Genomic DNA, 17,060 nt, shown 5'->3' with positions numbered 1-17,060 from the left:
AGGCCTAAATTCTTACTTGTTGCTGTCTCCGTACCCGCTAAAGATGAACTGGGACGTTGTTGGTAGGTCGAAGGGCAAGGCCCGATATACCCCTTCATCTTGTAAAGAGCCTTTGCAGCTCAGGCCTCGCCATGCAGCATCCTATACTCTGACGCCCTTCAGTTCTTGAGCGCCGCATTCTTGGCGAGGCCGATGGCCGGCTCGTCCGTCATGTTGGCGAGAATCTCGGCCACGTGCCGCACCTCGACGGGCTTGCCATCGCGGCTGAGCTTGCCCGCCATGTTCATGAGGCAGCCGAGGTCGCCTGCGAGCAGGGTCGGCGCACGGGTGTCTTCCACGTTCCTGGCCTTGGCGTCGACGATGGCGCCGGAGATGTCGCTGTACTTGACGGCGAAGGTGCCTCCGAAGCCGCAGCATACGTCGCTGTCGTTCATCTCGACGAGAGTCAGGCCTCTGACGCTGGACAGGAGCATGCGCGGCTGGGTCTTCACCCCGAGCTCCCGAAGGCCGGAGCAGGAATCGTGATAGGTCACGGTGCCATGATAGGACGCATCGACCTGGGTGATCCCGAGCACGTCCACGAGGAAGCTCGTCAGCTCATAGGTCTTGGCGGCCAGGGCGCTGGCCTTCGCGCGCCAGTTCGGATCTTCCTCGAACAGTTCCGGATAATGTTTCCGGATCATGCCGGCGCAGGACCCGGAGGGGGCGACGACATAATCGAAATCCTGGAAGGTCTCGATGATCCGCATGGCCAGGTCCCGGGTGGTGCCCCGGTCGCCTGAATTGTAGGCGGGCTGGCCGCAGCAGGTCTGAACCGGCGCGTCGACGATGCAGCCCGCATCCTCCAGGAGTTTCACGGCGGCAAAGCCCACGGAGGGGCGCATCAGGTCGACGAGGCAGGTCACGAAAAGGCCGACCCGGGGGCTCCCGGATCGGCTGGAGGGCACGGCGCTCATTGAGAGACCTTTTGACCCTGAGCGTCGAACTGCTTCAAATAGGCGATGAGATCGTTGATCTTCTGCTCGTCCTTGAGACCCGCGTAGATCATCTTGGTGCCCGGGACTTTCGCCTTGGGGTTCTGGATATATTCGCGGAACGTCGCCTCGTCCCAGGTCAGGCCGGAATTCTTGTTGGCCGGCGAATAGTTATAACCTTCGACCGATCCGGAGTGTCGTCCGATGACGCCGTTCAGCTCGGGGCCGACGGCGTTCTTGGCGTTCGGGCCGATCTGATGGCAGGCGCGGCACTGGGCGAAAACTTTTTCGCCGGCAGCGGCGTCCTGCGCCTGGGCCTGAGCGAGCCCGGTGAGCAGGATGGCGGCAGAGAGAACCAAGGAACGCATCAAAAACTCCTTTTCTGGACCGATGTCCCACCTTAGAGGGGCTCTACATTATTGGAAAAATCCCTCAAGGCCAGCTACCTTGTGGAGAAGGATAATTATGCCATGAAAGCAGCCGGACAACGCCAAGGGAGGGTTTCATGACCATCGCATTTCCCAAGCCGGACGAGGCGATTCTGGCTCGCCGCAAGGAAATTATCGAGGGATTGGGGCGACTTGTCGCGTCGGAGGCCCTCATCGTTTCCGAGGACGAACGCCGGGCGTTCGAGACCGATGGCCTGACAGCCTACCGGCAGATGCCGCTCGCCGTGGTGCTGCCATCCTCGACGGAGGAAGTTTCGGCCGTGATGCGCTTCTGCCATGAGAACGGCGTGAAGGTGGTGCCTCGCGGGGCAGGGACCTCGCTCTGCGGCGGGGCGATTCCTCAGCCGGACGCCATCGTTCTCGGCGTCGCCAAGATGAACCGCGTGCTCGATGTCGATTTCGAGGGCCGGGCGGCCCGGGTGCAATCCGGCATCACCAATCTCGGCATCAGCCAGGCCGTGGCCTATGAGGGTTTCTTCTACGCTCCCGACCCGTCGAGCCAGCTCGCCTGCACAATCGCCGGCAACATCGCCATGAATTCCGGCGGGGCGCATTGCCTGAAATACGGCGTGACCACCAACAACCTGCTCGGCGTCACTCTGGTGATGCTCGACGGCTCGGTGGTGGAGATCGGCGGCGAACATCTCGACAGCCCGGGCTACGATCTTCTCGGCCTCATCTGCGGGTCGGAAGGCCAGCTCGGCGTCGTCACCGAAGCCGTGGTGCGCATCCTTCGCGCGGCGGAAGGCGCGCGTCCGGCCCTGTTCGGTTTCGCATCGGTGGAGGATGCGGGCGCCTGCGTGGCAGCGATCATCGGCGCGGGAATCATCCCGGTGGCGCTCGAATACATGGACAAGCCCGCCATCCAGATCTGCGAGGCCTTCGCCCATGCGGGCTATCCGCTCGACGTGGAGGCCATGCTCATCGTGGAGGTCGAAGGATCCGACCAGGAGATCGACGACATGCTCCGGCGCATCGTCGCGATCGCGGAGCCCTTCAAGCCGAAGACCATCAAGGTGTCGCAGTCGGAAGCCGAAAGCGCCGCGATCTGGAAGGGTCGCAAGTCGGCGTTCGGCGCGACCGGCCGCGTGGCCGATTACATCTGCATGGACGGAACGATCCCCACGGGCCAGCTGCCCTACGTGCTCAGGCGCATCGACGAGATCGCTAAATCCTATGGCCTCGGCGTCGCCAACGTGTTCCATGCGGGCGACGGCAATCTGCACCCGCTCGTCATGTTCAACACGAATGTGCCGGGCGAGATGGAGAAGGCCGAAAAGGCCGGTGAGGACATTCTCAGGCTCTGCGTCGAGGTCGGCGGCTGCCTCACGGGCGAGCACGGCGTCGGCATCGAGAAGCGCGATCTCATGACCTGCCAGTTCAACGACGTCGATCTCGCCCAGCAGATGCGCGTGCGCGGCGTCTTCGATCCGCACTGGCTGCTCAACCCCGCCAAAGTGTTCCCCCTGGAAGGAAGGCTCGCTGCGTGACCACCCATCTCCCCCGTGACGAGCAGGACGCCGCCGCGATCATCCAAGGCGCCTCCGAAAAGGGCATTCTGCTCAGCCTCTCCGGCCAGAACACGAAAGCCGAGATGGGTCGTCCCAATCAGACCGACGCCTCGATCTCGTCGGGTGCGATGACCGGCATCACGCTCTACGAGCCCGCCGAGATGGTGATTTCCGCAAAAAGCGGCACGCCTTTATCCGAGGTGGTGCGCACGCTCGCCGAGAAGGGACAGGAATTGCCCTTCGAGCCGATGGATTACCGTCCCTTGCTCGGCACGAAGGCGGAGCCCACCATCGGCGCGGTGGCGGCCATGAACATCTCGGGCCCGCGCCGCATCATGGCGGGTGCCGCCCGGGACAGTCTCATCGGCGTGCGCTTCGTCAACGGCCGGGGTGAGGTGGTGAAATCGGGCGGGCGCGTGATGAAGAACGTCACCGGCCTCGATCTCGTCAAGCTCATGGCCGGTTCCTGGGGGACGCTCGGCTTCCTCACGGAAGTGACGTTCAAGGTGCTGCCGAAGCAGGAGCGCATGGCGACGCTGGTGCTGCGCGGCCTCAAGGATGCTCAGGCCGTGGAGGCGCTCTCGCAGGCGCTCGGCTCACCCTTCGACGTGACGGGCGCGGCGCATATTCCGGCTCGCAACCGGCAGGGGGCGAGCACGGTGATCCGGCTCGAAGGCTTCTCCGTTTCGGTCGATTACCGCCTTGGCGAGCTGCGCCGCCTGCTCAAACACTTCGGCGTCTCCACGGACATCCTGGAGGGAAGGGGGGCGGAGGCGGTCTGGCAATCCCTGCGCGACGCCACCCTGCTGACGGACGGCGCCGACCGCGCGATCTGGCGTGTTTCGACGGCGCCCACGAAGGGTCCCGAATTCATGAAGCGCATCGCGCAGTCACTCGACGCGCAATGGTTCTACGATTGGGGCGGCGGCCTCATCTGGATTTCGACGCCCGTCGACGACGACGCGGGCGCTTCCGTCCTCCGGGAGGCGACGCGGGCGCTCGGTGGCCATGCCACTCTCGTGCGTGCGCCTGCCGAGACGCGCTCGGCCGTCGATGTGTTCGAGCCTCAGAACGAGACTCTGATGACGCTCACGAAAGGCATCAAGGCTTCCTTCGATCCGGCGGGGATCCTCAATCCGGGGCGCATGTATGCAGGCGTCTGAGATGAGCGGGGCAGCCGCGCTGAACCCCGCCGCGGCTAAGAGCCCGGTGAGACCCGCCGTTTATGCGGCTCTGGCCGTCGCGCTCGTCGCGCTGACCGCCGCGATCCTCTTCGCCATGGGCCGCACGCCGATCTGCAAATGCGGATACGTGGAGCTCTGGCATGGCGTCGTGCGCGATTCCGGCAATTCCCAGCACCTGACGGATTGGTACACGCCCTCTCACGTCATTCACGGCTTCCTGTTCTATCTGGGCACCTGGATCATCGGGCGCCTGAGGGGAAAACCACTGCCGCTCGGTGTGGCGCTCCTTCTCGCGCTCGGGGTGGAGGCGGCATGGGAGATCGTCGAGAACACCAACATGGTGATCGACCGCTACCGTGCGACGAATATCGCTCTCGACTATTACGGCGACAGCGTCATCAATTCGGTGTCGGATCTTTTAGCCATGATCCTCGGATTTTTCCTGGCTCGAGCCTTCCCGGTCTGGCTGACGATTGCCGCAGCCGTGCTGATGGAACTGTTCGTCGGATACTGGATCCACGACAACCTCGCCCTGAATATCATCATGCTGATCCACCCGGTCGAGGCTATCAACCGGTGGCAATCGGCGATCTGAGATAAAGCGATGCAAACCAATTTCACGCCTGAGCAGCTCAAGGACCCCGCGACGGCCTCGTCGGAGAAGATTCTCCGCACCTGCGTCCATTGCGGCTTCTGCACGGCAACCTGCCCAACCTATCTGCTTCTCGGCGACGAACTCGATTCGCCGCGTGGGCGCATCTATCTCATCAAGGACATGCTGGAGAGCGGCAAACCCGCCTCGGCGGAGGTCGTAAAACATATCGACCGCTGCCTCTCGTGCCTGTCCTGCATGACCACCTGTCCGTCCGGCGTGCATTACATGCACCTCGTCGATCATGCCCGCTCCTATATCGAGGCCACCTATACGCGCCCCGGACACGACCGGTTTCTGCGCGGGCTGCTCGCGCGCGTCCTGCCTTATCCGAACCGCTTCCGCGCCGCCCTGGGTGCGGCGTTGCTGGTAAAGCCCTTCAAGGGATTGATCGGCGCGCTGCCCTTCTTCGGGAATCGCCTCCGCGCGATGATCGAGCTGGCTCCGGCCAGGGTGCCGGCCCGTTCTCCCCTGGACCAGCCGGGCACTTTCAAGGCTGAAGGGGAGCGGCGCGCCCGCGTGGCCATCCTGTCCGGCTGCGCCCAGCCGGTGCTCAAACCCGGCTTCAACCAGGCCGCCATCCGCCTCCTCAACCGGCATGGGGTGGAGGTGGTCCAGCCGAAGGGGGAGGGCTGCTGCGGCGCGCTTGTCCATCACATGGGGCGCGACGAGCAGGGGCATGAACTCGCCAAGCGCAATATCGACGTCTGGATCGCCGAAATGGACGGGGATGGGCTCGACGCCATCATCATCACGGCCTCCGGCTGCGGCACCACGATCAAGGATTACGGCTTCATGTTCCGGAACGATCCGGTCTATGCCGAGAAGGCGGCTCGGGTTTCCGCGATCGCCAAGGACATCACCGAATACGCCATGTCCCTCGACCTGATCGAACCGGTGCGGGAAACCGACCTGGTTGTGGCCTATCACTCCGCATGCTCCATGCAGCACGGCCAGGCCATCCGCACGGAACCCAAGACCCTGCTGAAGAAGGCGGGCTTTACCGTGAAGGATGTGCCGGAAGGCCACATCTGCTGCGGCTCGGCGGGCACCTACAACCTGCTCCAGCCCGAGATCGCCGCGCAGCTCAGGGCCCGGAAGGTCGCCAATATCGAGCGCACGAAGCCCGATCTGATCGCCACCGGCAATATCGGCTGCATGACCCAGATCGGCCAGGGAACGGAGATCCCCATCGTCCATACGGTCGAGCTCCTCGATTGGGCAACAGGCGGGCCGATGCCGGAAACCTTGGAAAAGACAGACCTCAAGAACCGTCTGTCCCGGCCCCTGGCCGTTGCGGCCGAGTGAAACCGCCGCATCTCGTGAAATGAAATTTCGTTTCCAATGGAGGTGACTCTGGGGTAAAAGATGCCGGAATGTGATCATGAGTGCGAAGGGGCGGCCCCATGTCTTCGGGTTGGACGTCTTTCAGGAACCGTTTCGGCAACAAGAAGCCGCAGGACGAGGCCATCAATGTCCTGCCTGTCCAGCGTGACGTAGCGGCATCGGCAGCCTCCGCTGCGCCGCAGGAGAAGGCGGAGCCGATTGTCGTTCGTCCGAACACCGCCCTCGATTCCGTGGGCCAGAAGAACGAGCTGATCCGCGTCCGTTTCGCCAACATGATCGACCGGCTCGAGGAGATCCGCAGCCTCAAGGAGGATTTCGCGCTCCTGAGCGAGCCGGTGAACGACCTGATCCGCAGTTATCCGCAGCTCCAGTCCCGCCTGCTGGAGACGGAGGCCGTGCTCAGGCAGGAGACCGAGACCACCGTATCGCTCCGCCGCGAGCTGCACGACCTCAACACGTTCCATGCCCGCACCATGGACGATCTCGCCGCGACGGTGTCGCAGCTGCGCAAGGCCGAGTCCAGGACCCGGGAGCAGGAATCCTACATCGAGGATCTGCGCCTCAGCGTGAAGGACAAGGAGGCGACGGTCGCCGATCTCGAGAACCAGCTCGCCATCGAGACAGAGCGCGCCCGCAACATCACGGAAGAGAACCAGGCCCTGCGCTTGGAGGCGCAGGAGGCCGACCAGACCGTCGCCCGCGCCGAGCGGGAGCTCATCGAGACCCGTGAGCGCAACGGTCTTCTCGATCACGAGGTGAAGCGCCTGCAGAAAGTGGCGGAGGAGCAGAATTACCGTCTCTCCAGCCTCACGAACCGCTATGGCGAGCTGGAGACCCAGCTGGAGGCCACCCGCCAGCGCGCCTCGGAGCTCGAGACCAAGCTGATGGCCGAGCAGGTGCTGCGCCAGCGGCTCGAAACCCAGCTCGATTCCGAGCGCTCCTCGCACCAGACCGACCTCTCGGCGCTCGACATGAAGATCGAGGGGCTCAACTCGCGCCTCGGCGCCACGGACAAGATCCTGGCTCATACCCGCGACCAGCTGCGCGACAAGAACGCGGCGCTTCGTGGCGTCGAGCGCAATCTCAAAGAGACCACCATCGAGAAGAACACCCTCGATCGCCGCCTAGAGGCGACCCAGCAGGAGGTCGAGCGTCAGGTGGCCATGGTCAACGAGCTTCAGCGCTCGCGCATCGAGCTGCAGGAGCGCGTCGAAATGCTCAACAAGGCCATTGCCGCCAAGGACTTCCAGATCGAGAGCTCGGACAACAAGCTCGCGAGCCTCAGCGAGCGCATCGACCAGCTCACCAAACGCTTCGAGCAGGAGCGCAACACCCTGGAGGCCGCCAATCGCCGCCTCACGGAAGAGCTTCAGAACGAGAAGGCCGAGCGGTCTCTCGTACAGGGCGCGCTCGAAATCGCCCGCGAAAGCCGCATCAAGATTCAGAAGAAGTACATTGCGCTTCGCAAGAAAACCCGGCTCGACTCGCAGGAGGAGGATGCCGGCCTCGTCGACGAGGAAGAGGTCGAGACGAATGTCCATCCGCTGAAATCGGCGGACGGCGAATGACGAACCGAAAGGCCCCGCCGGAGCGGGGCTTTTTCTTGAGCATTCCACCCTTCGCCTCTTGAGCGGTTGCGCGAATTGCGGTCTGTCCTATCTCGCTTCATCTCCCTGAGGCTCGGCATCGTCGCTGAAGCCCGGACAATCATGCGAGAAGGACAAGACCGATGGCCCAGCATCCTGCAATCGCGCCGAACCGCGTCGCCGTCATCACCGGAGCGGCGAGCGGCATCGGCCTTGCCGCAGCCAAGCGTTTTGCCCAGCTTGGCATGAAGGTCTGCCTGGCCGACCTGCCCGGCGAGGCGCTGGAGCGCGCCGCCGGAGAGGTGGCCGTAATCGGCGGCTCTCAGAACGTGCTCGCGGTTCCCACCGATGTCGGCCGCCGTGAGGACGTGGAGGCGCTGAGGGACAAGGTGACGGCCGCCTTCGGCGAGGTCGCGGTGCTGATGAACAACGCGGGCACGGAAGGCGGAGGCCAGGTCTTCGGCGATCCGCAGCGCTGGCAGGCCATTCTTCAGACCAATCTCTGGGGCGTTCTCAATGGCGTGCAGGTCTTCGCCCCCGCCATGGTCGAGCAGGGCACGCCTTGCGCCATCATCAATACGGGCTCGAAACAGGGCATCACCACCCCGCCTGGGGATACCGCCTACAATGTGTCCAAGGCCGGCGTTAAGGTCGTGACGGAAGCCCTGGCCCATGAGTTGCGCAACAGGCCGGGATGCCACGTGACGGCGCATCTTCTGATCCCCGGCTTCGTGTTCACGGGCTTCACCCGGGCGAGGGGCGTCACGGAGAAGCCTGCCGGAGCTTGGAGCCCCGAACAGGTCATCGATTTCCTGCTCCCGGCCCTGGAGCGAGGCGATTTCTACGTGCTCTGTCCCGACAACGAGACGACCCGCGCGATGGACGAGAAGCGGATCCGCTGGGCCGCAGGGGACATCGTCGAGAACCGTCCCGCCCTGTCCCGGTGGCACCCTGATTTCAAGGACGCCTTCGCGAAGGCGATGGAGGAAAAATGAGCGGCTCGTTCGATCCATCGGCCTTCCGCGTCCGGATAGGGGCGCTTCTCGACCGCCATGCCCGCGCCTTCGGCAGCGCGGGTGAACGGCACGCCGTGCTGCGCCGGCAGATCGAGGCCGGGGATGCCATTCACAGCCGGTCCACGTTTCCCGGCCATGTCACCACATCGGCCTTCATCCTCGACCCGCCGGGCTGTCGGGTTCTGCTGATCCACCATCGGTCCCTGGCCCGGTGGCTGCAGCCGGGCGGGCATTACGAGGCGCCCGAAAGCCTGGAAGAAGCCGCCATGCGGGAGGCCTTCGAAGAGACGGGCGTGGAGGGGCTGACCCTCGATCCCTGGCACGGCGAGGCCGGCCTGCCGATCGACATCGACAGCCATCTCATTCCCGCTCGCCCACACAAAGGGGAGCCGGAGCACTGGCACCATGACATCCGCTACGTCCTGCGGGCGGAGGAGGGCGGCCTGCGCCCCGACCTGTCCGAGGTGCACGGCGCCGAATGGCGCGACGTGGCGGAGCTGGACCTGATTGCGCCCGAGGCTCTGGGGAATATGTGCAGGCTCGGCCTTGCCCGCCTCTAACAAAACACGAGGCCTTTCTTACATGGAAATCACATGATCCATGCGCGAAGGAGGTTTGCCATGAACGATCAGGAGCGTGAGGTCATCACCGATATCTTCCGACGGCTCGAACAGGTGGCGAACCAGCCGCGCGATCCGGAAGCGGAGCGCTTCATCGCCGACAGGATCCGCCAGCAGCCCTATGCACCCTACGCCATGGCGCAGGCGATCTTCGTGCAGGAGCAGGCCCTGGCGAGGCTCCAGGCCGAGAACGACCAGCTGCGCGCCGAGCTCGATCACCTCAGCCGACAGCCGCAGCAGGGCGGGATTCTGTCGGGCATCTTCGGCGGCGGCGCTCGTCCGCCGGAGCCGGCCTATAACGAGCCGCCCCCGCGGCGCGCCTCGCCCTGGGGCGCTCCCCAGCCGACACAACAGCCGCCCTATGGAATGCCTCCTCAATCTCAGGGTCCCTGGGGTGGCGGCATGATGCAGCCGCGCGGCGGCGGGTTTCTGCAGAGCGCGCTCTCGACGGCGGCTGGCGTTGCCGGCGGCATGATGATCGCCAACGCGCTGTCGCATGCTTTCGGCGGTGAGGAGAATGCGGCGGGCGGGCAGTCCTCTCTCGCGGATCTCGGCAACGATCAGAGCGGAAACACGGATTTCGCCGGCATTACGGATTCCCTTTACGATAAACCTTCGGAAAACCGCGACGACTTCTCCGATTTCGGCGGGGATGCCGGAGACGACGGCGACTGGACCTGAACAGGGATCCGCGCCTTCGCCTCAGCGGCCTTGAACGTGAATGGCCGGGTCAAGCCCGGCCATGACGATGATCTAAAGGGAGACGTGCTCAGATCACGATGACGGCGGTGCCGACCTTCACGCGGCTGTAGAGATCCACCACGTCCTCGTTGAGCATGCGGATGCAGCCGGAGGAAACGGCCTGGCCGATGGTGTGCGGCTCGTTCGTGCCGTGAATGCGATAGAGCGAGGAGCCGAGATAGAGCGCCCGCGCCCCGAGCGGATTGTCGATTCCGCCCTTCATGTAGCGCGGCAGGTCGGGGCGGCGCTTGAGCATGTCCGACGGCGGACGCCAATCGGGCCATTCGCGTTTCATCGAGACGGTCTTGCGGCCCGCCCATTCGAAGCCGGGGCGTCCGACGCCGATACCGTAGCGGATCGCGCGCCCGTCGGCCTGCACCAGGTAGAGGAACTTGTCGTTTGTATCGACGACGATCGTGCCGGGCTTCTCGGCGCCGCGATAGGACACGATCTGCCGTTGGAATTCCGGCGAGATGGCATAGTCGATGCTGTTGTCGTAGCCGGGATCAGAATAGGTCTGCGGCAGGCCCGCGACCTGAGTGCCGGAGCGCACGGAGCCCGTAGCATAGGGATCCGCGCCGCGCGTCGCCGGACGCGTGACGAGCGGGTAGGTCTCGCGATACCCATCCTGCGTGCGGGCATAGGGATAGTCGTATTCCGGCGCAATGTATGTATTGCCGTAGTAAGACCCGCCCCCATAGACCGACTGAGCCGATCCGGAAGATGGCATGAGGGCGAGAAGCAGCATTGCGGAGCAAGGGATCCAGGCGCGCATCGAAGTATCCTGTTTGTCGTTGTTGCGCTTATTAAACGACAAGCGCGGCTTTTGTTTCCATCGACTTTGTTTTGCCTGTGCGCCGGCACCGATCAGGCTTTTCTGTCGACAGCGAGAAAGGAAGGATGAAGCGGCATTTGAATTGCGCTAAGAGCTTCATTCTTCTGCGAAGGCCGCCATCCCGGGGGCTCGCGCCTCACATCGTCGTGATTACATGCAATACGGTCCGGCCGTTCGGGCTGCCGCGGGCATCGCGGTGCTTTCCATCATGGATGCGGTCATCAAAGGGATGTCCGCCCATTACCCGACCCTCCAGGTCACCTTCCTGCGCTTCGCCTGCGGAACCATTATCGCCACGGGCGTGGTCGCGGCGATGCGTCCGGGCTGGCCGAGCCGCGAGACGGTGCAGGCGAACCTGTTGCGATCCGTCATCGCCGTCGTCACGGCGGCGTGCTTCTTTTATGCGCTGGGCAAGCTGCCCCTGGCAGAGACCCTCGTCCTGTCGTTCCTCGCACCCATGTTCATCGCGTTCTTCGGGGTGCTTCTGCTGAAGGAGCGGGTGGATCCGAGGATCATCGCGGCCATCGCCATCGGATTCGGCGGCACGCTCGTGGTGGTCCTCGGGCAGACGGAGGAGGCTTCGGCGGCCCGCTCCTGGCTGGGTGTCGGCGCAGCCCTGGCGTCGGCGATCACCTATGCCTTGAGCCTCGTTCTGCTGCGCCAGCGGGCCCAGCGCGACAAGTTCCTGCACATCGTCTACTTCCAGAATGCCGGTCCGGCCGCCCTGGCTCTGCCCTTCGGCCTCTGGGCCTGGCAGCCCATGGACCTCGCCCATCTGGCCTGGTTCATGCTGATGGGCGTGCTCGGCGTCATCGGCCATGTCCTGATGGCGACGGCCTATGCCAAGGCGGAAGCGGCCCGGCTCGCGCCTCTGGAATACACCGCTCTCATCTGGGCGGTTCTGATCGGCTACGGGGTCTTCGGCGAGATCCCCACCTGGGCGACCCTCGGGGGAGGGCTCCTCATCGTCGCCGCGGCCCTGCTCACTAGTCGCCGGTAGCCGTCGCGGCGAGGGGAGCGGGCGAAAGCCCTCGACGGTCGACATGTAACACGATGACTCGACCTTTGCGTGCCTTGACTCCTTGCGAGGACCTCCTTATCTCGCCAACAGTGTTAGCACTCGCCTCTGGACAGTGCTAACAGGGATAAGACCAGGGCGCGGCCATCGGGGCTGCGTCAACCGTCAAAGGGGAAGTTCCATGAAGTTCCGTCCGCTGCACGACCGTGTCGTCGTCCGCCGCATCGAGGCCGAAGAGAAGACGGCCGGCGGCATCATCATCCCGGATACGGCCAAGGAAAAGCCGCAAGAGGGCGAAGTCGTCGCCGTCGGCCCCGGCGCCCGCGATGAGAACGGCAAGGTCGCTGCTCTCGATGTGAAGGCCGGTGACCGCGTTCTGTTCGGCAAGTGGTCCGGCACCGAGGTGCGTATCGACGGTCAGGATCTCCTGATCATGAAGGAATCCGACATCATGGGCATCGTCGGCTGATCGGCCGGGCGAACCCGTCACACGATTTCCAATTTAACTGGAGGCTGAGCCCATGGCTGCCAAAGACGTTAAGTTTTCTTCCGAAGCCCGCGAAAAGATGCTGCGCGGCGTCGATATCCTCGCCGATGCGGTGAAGGTGACCCTCGGCCCGAAGGGCCGCAACGTGGTGATCGAGAAGTCCTTCGGCGCTCCGCGCATCACGAAGGACGGCGTGTCGGTCGCGAAGGAAATCGAACTCGCCGACAGGTTCGAGAACATGGGCGCCCAGATGGTGCGCGAAGTGGCCTCGAAGACCAACGACATCGCTGGTGACGGCACCACCACCGCGACCGTGCTCGCCCAGTCGATCGTCCGCGAGGGCGCCAAGGCCGTGGCCGCCGGCATGAACCCCATGGACCTCAAGCGCGGCATCGATCTCGCCACCGCCGAGGCCATCAAGGACATCCAGGCCCGCGCCAAGAAGGTGAAGTCCTCCGACGAGGTCGCCCAGGTCGGCACGATCTCGGCCAACGGCGACAAGGACATCGGCGAGATGATCGCCCATGCCATGCAGAAGGTCGGCAACGAGGGCGTCATCACGGTCGAGGAAGCCAAGACCGCCGAGACCGAGCTCGACGTCGTGGAAGGCATGCAGTTCGACCGCGGCTATCTCTCGCCGTACTTCATCACCAACGCCGAGAAGATGGTGGCTGAGCTCGAGGATCCCTACATCCTCATCCACGAGAAGAAGCTCTCCTCGCTGCAGACCATGCTGCCGATCCTCGAGGCCGTGGTGCAGACCGGCAAGCCGCTGCTCATCATCGCCGAGGACGTCGAGGGCGAGGCTCTGGCCACCCTCGTGGTCAACAAGCTGCGCGGCGGCCTGAAGATTGCCGCCGTCAAGGCTCCGGGCTTCGGTGACCGCCGCAAGGCCATGCTCGAGGACATCGCGATCCTGACCGCCGGTCAGACGATCTCCGAAGACCTCGGCATCAAGCTCGAGTCCGTCACCCTCCCGATGCTCGGCCGCGCCAAGCGCGTTCGCATCGAGAAGGAGAACACCACGATCATCGACGGCGCCGGCAAGAAGGAAGACATCGAAGCCCGCGTCGGCCAGATCAAAGCGCAGATCGAGGAGACCACCTCGGACTACGACCGTGAGAAGCTCCAGGAGCGCTTGGCGAAGCTCGCGGGCGGCGTCGCGGTGATCCGCGTCGGCGGCGCGACCGAAGTCGAAGTGAAGGAGAAGAAGGACCGCGTCGACGACGCGCTCAACGCCACCCGCGCTGCGGTGGAAGAGGGCATCGTCCCCGGCGGCGGCGTCGCTCTGCTGCGCGCCAAGGCTGCGGTCGCCAAGCTCTCCAGCGACAATGCCGACATGAAGGCCGGCATCAACATCGTGCTTCGCGCCCTTGAGGCCCCGATCCGTCAGATCGCCGAGAACGCCGGCGTGGAAGGCTCGATCGTGGTCGGCAAGATCGTCGAGAACAAGGCCGACACCTTCGGCTTCAACGCTCAGACGGAAGAGTTCGTGGACATGCTCCAGGCCGGTATCGTCGATCCGGCGAAGGTCGTGCGCACGGCTCTGCAGGACGCAGCCTCCGTGGCTGGTCTCCTCGTCACCACCGAGGCCATGGTCGCCGACGCTCCCAAGCGCGAGAGCGCCGCTCCCGCCATGCCCGGCGGCGGCATGGGCGGCATGGGCGGCATGGACTTCTAAGTCCTCGCACAGCGAACGAAAGAAGGCCCCGGAGGAAACTCCGGGGCTTTTTATTGCCTAAAGCCAGGATGTTGCTTACCTATGTGAAATATTATAACAAAAAAATTGAAGCCTAGGAGGTGCGCGTGGCCGTCCATATCATCGACTCGTCCAGTCCGTTGCCGCCAACTTATGGGGACAATGAGGACGCTCTCGACATCGGCGTTGGCGAAATCGTCATCCTCAAGGCTGGAGCGGCCATTTCAGCCTATGGTGAGGGCTCGGTCGCAATCTCTGGTTTTTGGGATAACACTCTGCTGATCGATGGCCGTGTCCACAGCGAACGTTTTTCGGCCATCAGCATTCAGGGCGTGATCAATGTCGGGGTGACCGGTTCGGTCACCGGAGCATTGGATGGCGTTTACCTCTATGGAGAAACCGCACCCGGCGAGCCCAATACGCTGATCAATGCAGGTTTCATCAGTGGAGGCTCTTGGGGGGCTCGCCTCGAAGGCGCCGAGAATATCGTCAACAATTCCGGCACAATCGTGGGTGGTGTCGGGATTGAAGCGTCCAACTCGAACCAGAGCCTCATCATCAACAATACAGGACTAATCACAGGTACCGATGGCGTGGCAATCTATGGCGCGGTCAACGGTCCCAACGTCATCACGAATAGTGGGCGGATTGAAGGAGATGTCATTCTTGGCGGAGGGGGTTGGGTCACGCCCGCCGGTCCCCCGACCCATGTGTATGACGGTCGTGGCGGCTCCATTTCTGGAATTGTCCGTTTCTCAGCCGGTAACGATATCGCTTACGGCGGCGAGGGCTCCGAAACGTTTGTGTTGGGCGTAAACACTAACGTTGTCGACGGTGGCGGGGGCGTCGATACGCTTGTGTACAGTTTCCCAGCCTCGGTCGATTTAAGGATGACGGCGCAGCAACAGACCGGGAGGGAGGCTTGGGACACGATCCTCAATATCGAGAACTTGAATGGCAGTACATTCAGCGACAGGTTCATCGGCAATGCTGCCGCCAACACCCTCATGGGCAATGCCGGCAATGACACCCTCGATGGCTATGACGGCAATGATCTTTTGAGCGGCGGTGCGGGGAACGATCTCCTCGTGGGTGGCGCAGGTTCGGACACGGCCGTGTTCACCGGCAAGTTCTCCGATTACACCATCACCGTTGGAGAAAGTGGCACCATCACCGTTGTCGACCACCGCGTCGATGGTGACGGCACCGATTATCTCGGCGGCATGGAGTTCGCGATCTTCAGCGACAGAATCTTCACGCTGCCCACGGCACCCACCACGCCCGCATCACCGACCGTTCCTCCCACCGCACCCGCGATCGAAAATCTCACGTTCAAGGGCGGGGCCAGAAACGACACATTCATCGGCGGCGAAGGACACGACCTCCTCGATGGCGGTCTCGGCAAAGACAAGCTGACCGGTGGTAAGGGGCAGGACACGTTCAGGTTCAGCACCAAGGTCGGTTCCGATAATGTGGACCGGATCGTGGATTTCAAACATGCCGACGACACGATCAGGTTGTCAAAGGCCGTTTTCAGCAATCTCAAGAAGGGTGTCCTGTTGAAGGACGCATTCTGGACTGGGGCCAGAGCTCACGACAAGAGCGACCGGATCGTCTACGACCCGAAGACGGGCGCGCTGTCTTTCGACGCGGACGGCTCGGGAATGAAGTATGGAGCGGTCAAGTTCGCGCAGCTCAAGCCGATGACGCTGCTGAAGGCGGACGACTTCTTCGTCGCCTGAGGATTGGGCGAGCCTCTTTCAAGACCGGCAGGAGAGGGCCCTGGAGGATCCTCCGGGGTTCTTCTTATTTGTGCAATATAGTTGCGCCTCGAAAGGGGCACGAACGATCTGAGCCGTTAGGCGTTCATGAGAGAAGACGGCTAAGTTCCGGCGACCGACGAGGGATGACCCGTGACAGCATGCTTCCCTTCCGTTTCCAGGCTGCGGCGCGGCCTCCTGGCGAGCCTTGTCCTTCTGCCGGCTTCAGCCTTCCTGTTCTCCGGCCTCATCTCCGTTCGCGCGCAGCATTCCTCCGGCTCGACGGCGCGATCCACCTCCATCCGCACGCCGGATTTCGACGAGAGCGTCCGCTGGTATCAGGATAAGCTCGGGTTCCGGTTGATCTCCTCGACCAGTTTCGTCCAGGGGCGGACGGCGGTTCTGGAGCGGAGCGGCCTCCTGCTCGAGATCACCGAGGTCGATCACATTCTTCCCGAAGCCGGTGAGTCCCAGTCCCCCGACGCCGCGGTCACGCGGGCGCCCGTGTTCAGCCTGTTCGTGCCTGATGTCGACAAGGAGGTTGCGCGCCTGCGCAAGGCAGGGGTCGAGGTGCTCCAGGACCCCGAGGATGATCTCAGCGGACATTACCGCACGGCGCAGATCCGCGACAACGGCCGCCATCGGATCGAGCTGCGCGAGCCGATCGAGGAGAGCGGCGACTTCAACCCGACAGGGCGCTGAAGAAAAAGTTTCGCCACGATGGAATAATGCCTCTCCCGGCGTGTCTTACAGGTCGTGGTCATCACGACCTTCAGGAGGACACCCATGAAGCTGTTTTTCCCCACGGCCCTTCTCGCCGGCCTTCTCATCGCCACCGGCGCCGTCGCGCAAACCGCCGCTCCCGCGAAGGTCGCGGATACGAGCAAGGGTAAGGCGCTCGTCGACGCCAAGGGCATGACGCTCTATACCTTCGACCGCGACGCCGCCGGCAAGTCCAACTGCAACGGGCAATGCGCCCAGAACTGGCCGCCCCTCGTGGCCGCTGCCGGTGCTTCCGCCTCGGGCGACTGGAGCGTGGTCACGCGCGAGGACGGCTCCAAGCAATGGGCCTACAAGGGCAAGCCGCTTTACCTGTGGGCGAAGGACGCCAAGCCCGGCGAGGCGACGGGCGATGGGGTCAACAACGTCTGGCACGTGGCCCAGCCCTAGTTCTTGCAACA

General features: G+C 63.6%; 17 protein-coding genes. 14 read left to right on the top strand and 3 right to left on the bottom strand.

Going from position 1 to position 17,060, the window contains the following annotated elements; genetic code table 11:
• Positions 1 to 158 precede the first annotated feature (158 nt).
• Together ACS5Q0_RS07140 and ACS5Q0_RS07135 are read right to left on the bottom strand one after the other, a co-directional pair.
• Positions 159 to 956, bottom strand: coding sequence for a (Fe-S)-binding protein (locus ACS5Q0_RS07140; RefSeq protein WP_473125920.1), 798 nt, complete (start codon positions 954 to 956; stop codon positions 159 to 161).
• On the bottom strand, positions 953 to 1,342 hold the full coding sequence (locus ACS5Q0_RS07135; RefSeq protein WP_473125919.1) for a c-type cytochrome: 390 nt from the start codon (positions 1,340 to 1,342) through the stop codon (positions 953 to 955). Before ACS5Q0_RS07135 ends, ACS5Q0_RS07140 begins: the two co-directional genes overlap by 4 nt.
• Before the next feature lie 137 nt (positions 1,343 to 1,479).
• On the opposite strand from ACS5Q0_RS07135, the gene ACS5Q0_RS07130 reads away from it, so the two are divergent.
• The 8 genes from ACS5Q0_RS07130 to ACS5Q0_RS07095 all read left to right on the top strand — a co-directional run bounded on the left by ACS5Q0_RS07130 (position 1,480) and on the right by ACS5Q0_RS07095 (position 10,020).
• Complete coding sequence (locus ACS5Q0_RS07130; protein ID WP_473125918.1) at positions 1,480 to 2,913, top strand: FAD-linked oxidase C-terminal domain-containing protein; 1,434 nt, start codon at positions 1,480 to 1,482, stop codon at positions 2,911 to 2,913.
• On the top strand, positions 2,910 to 4,097 hold the full coding sequence (locus ACS5Q0_RS07125; protein ID WP_473125917.1) for an FAD-binding protein: 1,188 nt from the start codon (positions 2,910 to 2,912) through the stop codon (positions 4,095 to 4,097). The genes ACS5Q0_RS07130 and ACS5Q0_RS07125 overlap by 4 nt, the downstream gene beginning before the upstream one ends.
• Position 4,098: 1 nt before the next feature.
• Positions 4,099 to 4,713 carry a DUF2585 family protein gene (locus ACS5Q0_RS07120; RefSeq protein WP_473125916.1) on the top strand — a complete coding sequence of 205 codons (615 nt, stop codon included), beginning with the start codon at positions 4,099 to 4,101 and terminating at the stop codon, positions 4,711 to 4,713.
• 9 nt (positions 4,714 to 4,722) lie between these two features.
• Positions 4,723 to 6,078: a glycolate oxidase subunit GlcF gene (gene glcF / locus ACS5Q0_RS07115; protein ID WP_473125915.1), complete on the top strand. Its 1,356-nt coding sequence runs from the start codon at positions 4,723 to 4,725 to the stop codon at positions 6,076 to 6,078.
• 98 nt (positions 6,079 to 6,176) lie between these two features.
• Positions 6,177 to 7,685, top strand: coding sequence for a chromosome partitioning protein ParA (locus tag ACS5Q0_RS07110; RefSeq protein ID WP_473125914.1), 1,509 nt, complete (start codon positions 6,177 to 6,179; stop codon positions 7,683 to 7,685).
• Positions 7,686 to 7,846: 161 nt separating this feature from the next.
• Positions 7,847 to 8,698: an SDR family NAD(P)-dependent oxidoreductase gene (locus tag ACS5Q0_RS07105; protein WP_473125913.1), complete on the top strand. Its 852-nt coding sequence runs from the start codon at positions 7,847 to 7,849 to the stop codon at positions 8,696 to 8,698.
• Positions 8,695 to 9,279 (top strand): NUDIX hydrolase, encoded by a 585-nt coding sequence (locus tag ACS5Q0_RS07100; RefSeq protein WP_473125912.1) that lies wholly within the window; start codon positions 8,695 to 8,697, stop codon positions 9,277 to 9,279. Before ACS5Q0_RS07105 ends, ACS5Q0_RS07100 begins: the two co-directional genes overlap by 4 nt.
• A 60-nt stretch (positions 9,280 to 9,339) precedes the next feature.
• Positions 9,340 to 10,020, top strand: a complete 681-nt coding sequence (locus ACS5Q0_RS07095) for a DUF2076 domain-containing protein (RefSeq protein ID WP_473125911.1) — start codon at positions 9,340 to 9,342, stop codon at positions 10,018 to 10,020.
• Between the two features lie 88 nt (positions 10,021 to 10,108).
• Here the strand turns inward: ACS5Q0_RS07095 and ACS5Q0_RS07090 are convergent, their stop codons facing one another.
• Positions 10,109 to 10,855 (bottom strand): L,D-transpeptidase, encoded by a 747-nt coding sequence (locus ACS5Q0_RS07090; protein ID WP_473125910.1) that lies wholly within the window; start codon positions 10,853 to 10,855, stop codon positions 10,109 to 10,111.
• A gap of 214 nt (positions 10,856 to 11,069) precedes the next feature.
• Here ACS5Q0_RS07090 and ACS5Q0_RS07085 point away from each other — a divergent pair, with 214 nt between their 5' ends.
• The 6 genes from ACS5Q0_RS07085 (at position 11,070) to ACS5Q0_RS07060 (ending at position 17,049) form a co-directional block, all read left to right on the top strand.
• Positions 11,070 to 11,915: a DMT family transporter gene (locus ACS5Q0_RS07085; protein ID WP_473125909.1), complete on the top strand. Its 846-nt coding sequence runs from the start codon at positions 11,070 to 11,072 to the stop codon at positions 11,913 to 11,915.
• Between the two features lie 199 nt (positions 11,916 to 12,114).
• Positions 12,115 to 12,402, top strand: a complete 288-nt coding sequence (groES, locus tag ACS5Q0_RS07080) for a co-chaperone GroES (protein ID WP_114945189.1) — start codon at positions 12,115 to 12,117, stop codon at positions 12,400 to 12,402.
• A gap of 52 nt (positions 12,403 to 12,454) precedes the next feature.
• On the top strand, positions 12,455 to 14,101 hold the full coding sequence (gene groL, locus ACS5Q0_RS07075; RefSeq protein ID WP_473125908.1) for a chaperonin GroEL: 1,647 nt from the start codon (positions 12,455 to 12,457) through the stop codon (positions 14,099 to 14,101).
• 125 nt (positions 14,102 to 14,226) lie between these two features.
• Entirely contained in the window at positions 14,227 to 15,861 is a 1,635-nt protein-coding gene (locus tag ACS5Q0_RS07070; RefSeq protein ID WP_473125907.1) for a hypothetical protein, read from the top strand.
• Between the two features lie 171 nt (positions 15,862 to 16,032).
• Positions 16,033 to 16,581 carry a VOC family protein gene (locus ACS5Q0_RS07065; protein ID WP_473125906.1) on the top strand — a complete coding sequence of 183 codons (549 nt, stop codon included), beginning with the start codon at positions 16,033 to 16,035 and terminating at the stop codon, positions 16,579 to 16,581.
• A gap of 84 nt (positions 16,582 to 16,665) precedes the next feature.
• Complete coding sequence (locus tag ACS5Q0_RS07060) at positions 16,666 to 17,049, top strand: COG4315 family predicted lipoprotein (RefSeq protein ID WP_473125905.1); 384 nt, start codon at positions 16,666 to 16,668, stop codon at positions 17,047 to 17,049.
• Positions 17,050 to 17,060: the final 11 nt, after the last annotated feature.

This window comes from Microvirga sp. HS2 (assembly GCF_055792805.1).
Note: the sequence above shows the minus strand (reverse complement) of the source record. Positions and strands in the feature narration are given on the sequence as shown.